We start from the raw sequence: 5,212 nt of genomic DNA, 5'->3' as shown, positions 1-5,212 counted from the left end.
GAGAGCAAGACAGCAATTCACGTCTCTCTCATTATCACGTCATGAGCCAACTCTCACAGCTACTTGCACTGGATGCTGTGGGATATCTGGACTGGATATCTACCACCCAAAGCCACGATACTGAAACACTGCGTGGCTCTCGCCCACTAGAAATCCACGAGCATCGAGTAGAGAGATTCGGAATGCAGATCTCGAGAGAGGAGAGGCCATCACTCAATCGAGCGTTCAATTTTGGTGTTGCACTCGGACAGACGAGTGGACTCCAACGTCGCCATGGTCGGCAGGTGACACTCGACGAACAATATCCTGCTGAGTCGTTTACCGTCCAGAGCAGAGACGCAGTCGAATCCTACATGCAAGACATTGCAGCGTCCGGAGACACGCTTCGCCACGCGCTACTTCGCGAAACGCTCACTCGACCACTTGCGTTCACACCGAGCGAGTTCAGCCAGCAGCCCGCAGCAATGCGGTTTTATATTGCTGTTGGCAGTACCTTCGGTCGACTCGCGTATTCACGCGCAACCACGCTTGCAGACGATTAGAGACCAAATGTCTTCACTCAATCATCGTTCTGAGATTTTGTTCGTAACCGACGCGTCGGATTGCAATCCAAATGGGAACCCGAAAGCTGGGAACAAACCACGATTGGACCCGAAGACGGGACAAGCAATCATTACTGATGTCCGCCTCAAGCGATATCTCCGCGATCAGCTTCAAGACGATGGCCACGGGATACTCGTGAAGCGAACAGGTGATGATACGCCACTCACCCAAGCAGAAGTTGCACTGGAAGCTTTTTCTGAAATCGAGTCTGTCGAAGATGTCGAAGCAGTTGATTCGATTCGAGATGAATTCGTGAATAGACTCGCCGACGTTCGCTACTTTGGAGCGGTACTCTCATTCGTCAAGTCAAATCACGATGACGTCTATCAAGCAATTCTTGAGCGCTTCCCACGCAGCTTCACCGGCCCTGTCCAGTTTAGCCCTGCACGCTCGTTGAACGAAGTTGAGCTGAACGAAGGGTTCGACACACTCACGAGTATTATGGCAACTCAGGAGGGGAAGTCGGCTGGCGCATTCGGGCTCGGTGATTATCGAATTGCCTACGGTGTGTTTCCATTCACCGGTATCGTAGACCCACAACGTGCCCGCGAGACCAACCTCTCTGAGGAGGACGTTCGTCGGTTAGACACCCTCTGTTGGCGAGCAATCAAAAACCAAACTGTCTCTCGAAGCAAGTTCGGACAAGAACCCCAGCTCTATCTTCGAGTTGAGTACACACACCCAGAATTCCATATTGGCCGTCTCGACGAATTGCTCAAGCTAACACCGACGACAGACGAGACCATCAGAAGTCCGTCTGATTACCACCTCAACATCGAGAAGTTAGTTTCAGTTCTCACTGAGTACGAGGGGATGATTGAGGCTGCCTACTGTGTTGGCTCTCCTCGAATTACACTCCGTACCGATGACTCCGTCCTTGGGTCTGCAGCCAACTTGGCTGATATCCTCACCGAACAGTGTGGCATCGAGACAGTTGGTATCGACGTCTACGAGGAGTACTCCACATCGCTTCCCGACCGAGAATGACGCTCTCAATTACGAACGGCGTTCCGACCCGGTGTCTTTCGTTCACGGTTTCGAGTTCACTCGGGCATTTCCGTCGTGTTGATAGAACCGCCACCAAGCAGACCTATCGAATAATCCCCCGAACAACTGTCGCGGGGATTACCGCAGCAATCGCGGGGTGGGACCGAGATTCGTATTATGACGCGTTCTCGTCTGAGAACTCTGCGATCAGCATCGAAGTTACTGGGGGTGTTCGAACACTCACACAATCACGGCACGAACTCAGTACAGACCCTGACAGCGATATGGGCGGGGGAGGTGGAACTGGAAGAAAAACCCTTCGAGCGAAGTTCCCAGACGGCGAACGACCGCGCCAACTGAGGAGCTACGAGTTTGTCGTCGATCCTGCGTACCGAATCGAACTCGCAACGACGGACACCTCTCGGTACAAAGAACTCAAACAAAAGCTCGAAGCAGGTCTTTCATATTACCCCGTGTCGATGGGAAAATCCGAGTATCTCGCGAGTATCGAATACCACGACGAAAAGACACCAGAACCGGTATTGAGTGAGGAAGCGGTCGATATCGAGTCTGCAGTCCCCTCGGGAGGTGCAAACGTCGTTCCCTCGTCTGAAAAGATCTATCGAGAACGTGTTCCAGGATATCTGACCGCTGATTCGGAGGGTAGACAGACAACCGGCTTCATCGATTACACCTTCACAGCAACAGACTCCGTGACATTGCAGTCGTCGGTCAAGGGGTGCGCACGCATCGCTGACCGTACGGTTGTGTTCTGTTGAGTCCAAAAGTCCCCGCGAGGGGTTCAACTGATACAACAGCTTGGGCAGGCACTTCAATCCCGAGTTGGGATCAACTGTACCGATGTATTCTTCGTCTCGTTGGTTAAATTAGTTTAGGTACAAATGGCAGTGAGGTCAGCGTACCTCTATTGAAGTTTTATCAGTCAATCTACGACATGGAATTGACTACTATTTGAGGCAAGAACCAATACACCTACTTGGGATGGGTACTACATCGGATTACGCAGGATGTTCTGTCTGGTCCTGTAGCACTTCGGGCAGCCCACAGACGGAATAGGTACATCCACTGTCAATGGCAGCCCTGGTTTCCCTGCCCTCAGGACTGTTGGTGTGGTGTGTCTATACCACCCTAACCTTTGTAAATCAATGGTCAATCACGACTCTTTTCGGGCGAGTCGTGAGTCATTCGTCTAACGAACAGACAGAACGAGAAGCAGTCCAAATCCGTACTTGCAGCACCAATTAAGTAGCATACACTTTTGACACAGACCGTTTCTTTCCTACCATTACACTCTCAGAGCTGTTGGACGGTGCCGATAACGGAGTGGAGAATATGACACTACTGGGACTGACGGGCAGAGATAAGTACACGACTGAATGCCAGGTCGGCCGCCCGTGTCCGCTCGAACAGACGTGGGGGCGACCGGTAGCGGTCGATTCTCACACGAAGTAATAAGCTACACTAATCGTGCAATATGTTCTCATCGGACTACAAGACGACCAAATCGTTGCTATCACCAAGAGATACTTATATAATGTTGTCAGGTTGAAAAAGTCGAGGTCCGGCTCGCTCGGCCTGAAATCCGTTGGTCGGATTCACTCGTCGACGAGACACTTTGCGTCTCGCTCACGTATCAAAACACGAAGCTTGCTAGAGACATCTTCAAACTAGTGTTACCTAACTCGATAACTTGTCATCAAGCACCGTTTTCTATGGTGTTGGTACGCTGAATAGATCAGCAGACAAAGACAGGGAAGTCACTAATTGCACCGTCTGATAAGTTGAGCCAAGAATTTATCAGTTATTGTGATTGAATTAATTCATGAATCGACGACGATTTCTCGTGTCTGCAGGCTTTATTGCAGCAACAGCCGGGTGTCTCGGGGGTGACCGTGGAGATTCACAAACACAGACATCCCCACCAACGATAACTCCAACGTCAACGCCGACACCAACGCCCACGTCGACCCCTACGACGACACCGACACCGGGTCCCGGGAATTATGACGCAGAACGCATCCGTTCTCACTCGGGAGAAGTCGGTTACAAGGAGATGTTTCGCTACATAGAGGATTACGAGGGCGTTCCTATTCACTTCAACTATGGGCAGGTTTCCCGGGTAATCTACGAAGACGAGTACACATATCTCCAGCTGTACGTTTCGAACACAGATAGTGAGTGGGAGGGTGATGTCGCTGCGAGATATTACGGTGACCAACGTCTACTTGAAGACGACTATATCGAACTATGGGCAGTAGCAGAGGGCTTGCACGAGTACGAGACAGTAAATGGGAATATCCGGACAATCCCATTACTGACCATTGTGGAATACGAATTATACGATAGCTCGCCAATATAGACATAACTATGCATTTTGATATAGTTTAAGTTTGGCCAAGCAGTGTACGTGTCTTTCATTACTGGATACTCTGACAGCAATTTTCTAATTTTGTTGATAGACCCAGTAAGCAACTGTGCGACCGTCGCTCACCTCGGTTGTCGCCACCCTCGCCGAATCGACGGTCCGCCGATGAACGAGGCTCCAGCATGGAGTGTTCACTCGTCGTATTCATCCCACACCGCTCCGTCCACTCGTAGACCGCGGTGAAACACGAGAACCCAACTGTACCTGACCTTTGGAACAACCTGCATCATTCTCACTCTCGCGATAGTCAGGATAGCGGGTAATACACGTTAATTTTGTTACAGATTGTACAGTACGGCATGAGACTGGACCCAGTGATTGCACAACCGCCACGCAGCTTGTACCGTGAGGCACTCACCGAAGAGGCCGAACGCGCCGCGGAGACGGAAGCAGAAGTCGGATTAGAAGAAGAGGAAGCGGGAAGAGGGTTGGACTTTCTCGACGGTGAACCCCGCCGAGAGGAAGTCGTTGCTCGTGACCGAGCGGAGGAATCGTCTGACCTCGCGGGCGTGAGTGATGCGCTCTACCAACTGAAGAACACCATCCCCAAGGACGTGCTCGTCCTCTGGGCGGCGTTGGAGGGGGCAGTCAGACTCTATGGGCTCCCGTTCGAAGTGTACGTGGCGCTCGTCGCGTTCATCACGCTGGTGATGCCAATCTACGTCTACCGTGCAATCGAGAAACCGGACTCCCCGACGCTCGAATCGACACCCGGCCAGTGGTGGGACACTGCCAATATCCAGTGGCAGAGTCTCCTCTCTGCGGGTGCGTTCCTCGTCTGGGTGTACTACCTCGGCGGACCATTTGCCATGGCTGGTCTCCAAGACCCGGGCATCGCTGCCGTCCTCGTCATCATCTATCCCGTGTTGGTCGTCACCTCGCAGTTCTACGGGAGTTACGTCATCTACCGACTGGAGCGGGTGCGCAAGCCGAGTTCGCAAGGGTCACAGGACGCCGTTTGAAATGGTGGAGACACACGTGAGAGTTCGGCAGAACGCACATCTTCGTTCGAAAAGTTTCGCCCTGGCCTCGACTACTTTCGTTCGTTAACGAGTCTGTAGACGCGGTTTCGGTAGATGTCTTCGATATCTTCGTAGTAGGCGTGCAGATATGCGTCAAGTCCGTGGCTTCGAGTGAAACTTCCTGTTCGGTCACCACGTAAGTACTTCACGAGCT

At 52.0% G+C, this 5,212-nt stretch carries 4 protein-coding genes; all 4 read left to right on the top strand.

Annotation, left to right across the window (positions count from 1 at the left end; genetic code table 11):
* Positions 1–549 precede the first annotated feature (549 nt).
* Complete coding sequence (gene cas7b / locus AUR66_RS01790) at positions 550–1,590, top strand: type I-B CRISPR-associated protein Cas7/Csh2 (protein ID WP_058570811.1); 1,041 nt, start codon at positions 550–552, stop codon at positions 1,588–1,590.
* Positions 1,587–2,369, top strand: coding sequence for a type I-B CRISPR-associated protein Cas5b (gene cas5b, locus AUR66_RS20300; protein WP_082682096.1), 783 nt, complete (start codon positions 1,587–1,589; stop codon positions 2,367–2,369). The genes cas7b and cas5b overlap by 4 nt, the downstream gene beginning before the upstream one ends.
* Positions 2,370–3,433: 1,064 nt before the next feature.
* A complete protein-coding gene (locus AUR66_RS21625) occupies positions 3,434–3,970 on the top strand; it encodes a hypothetical protein (RefSeq protein ID WP_197409647.1) in 537 nt (178 codons plus the stop codon).
* 365 nt (positions 3,971–4,335) lie between these two features.
* Positions 4,336–4,998 (top strand): hypothetical protein, encoded by a 663-nt coding sequence (locus AUR66_RS01775; protein WP_058570808.1) that lies wholly within the window; start codon positions 4,336–4,338, stop codon positions 4,996–4,998.
* Positions 4,999–5,212: the final 214 nt, after the last annotated feature.

The organism is Haloferax profundi (genome assembly GCF_001469865.1).
GTDB classification, from domain to species: Archaea; Halobacteriota; Halobacteria; order Halobacteriales; family Haloferacaceae; genus Haloferax; species Haloferax profundi.
This window is presented reverse-complemented; position numbering and strand designations above follow the sequence as displayed.